Raw genomic sequence first — 1,139 nt, 5'->3', positions numbered from 1 at the left:
CTCACTCGGGTCATACTGTCCCGAGAGCTATCACTCGATGAGATTGAAGAAATAAAACAACGCTGCCCAGAAATGGAGTTGGAAGTGTTTGTTCATGGCGCCCTTTGTATCGCTTACTCTGGACGCTGTTTGCTGTCGGGGTATATGACCCACAGAGACTCGAATCAAGGTGCATGCACGAATAGCTGTCGCTGGAAGTATCAAGCGCATGAAGCGAAAGAAACCGTCGAAGGCAATATCATCGCCAAACAACCCGCGCTCGAGACTTTCGACCCAGCACAGACTAGCGCTAACAAGTCAGAACCACCGATTTACCTGCTTCAGGAAGCCGGTCGACCGGGTGAGTACCTACCAGCCTACGAGGATGAGCACGGTACTTACATCATGAACTCAAAAGACCTACGAGCCGTTCAGCATGTGCAACGGCTCATCAATATTGGTGTTGATTCTCTAAAAATAGAGGGACGAACAAAGTCTTATTACTATGCAGCAAGAACAGCTCAGGTTTACAAGCAGGCAATTAACGACGCACTTGCCGGCAGAGACTTTAATATGCAACTCATGGATGAGCTAGAAGGCATGGCAAATCGGGGTTACACCGAGGGCTTCTATCGGCGCCACGTGCCTGATGAATATCAAAACTATGAGACCGGCAACTCTAGATCTGAAAATCAGCTGTTCGTGGCAGATATCGAGTCTATTGATCGCGAGAACAATCGCTTATTCCTAAGCGCTAAGAATAAATTTGGCATTAACGACAAGCTAACCCTGCTTACCCCCGAACAAAACGTTGAGTTTAGCGCTTCAAATATGCAGCTCAGTAGAAACGGGGCTGCATGTGATGAGGCATCCGGGTCAGGCTATCGCGTTAGCGTACCTGCTGATCTGGTAAAACATATTAGCGATGCGGCTTTGGCAAAGGGCCTTCTTGTTAAAACTATGCGATAAATCAACAAAGTATAGTGGCGTAAATATCAAGTTCTTCGACTAGGATATCATTCAGATTCATTGCCCTACTGACCATACTTACGTTTGAAATTATAGTAACCAAAAGCGAGGGGTAACACGGTGGGGCAACAGCATTTCGATATTCTTATTATTGGCGCAGGTCTTTCTGGAATTGGTGGTGCGTGCCATGT

At 46.9% G+C, this 1,139-nt stretch carries 1 protein-coding gene; it reads left to right on the top strand.

Annotated features, from left to right (window positions below; all coding sequences use genetic code 11):
• Positions 1 to 948 (top strand): U32 family peptidase C-terminal domain-containing protein (locus tag A3750_RS21100; RefSeq protein WP_082873383.1); only part of this gene is annotated, 948 nt, incomplete at its 5' end.
• Positions 949 to 1,139: the final 191 nt, after the last annotated feature.

This window comes from Oleiphilus sp. HI0079 (assembly GCF_001635105.1).
The sequence above is the reverse complement of the archived record's forward strand: the minus strand, read 5'-3'. Positions and strand labels throughout refer to the sequence as shown.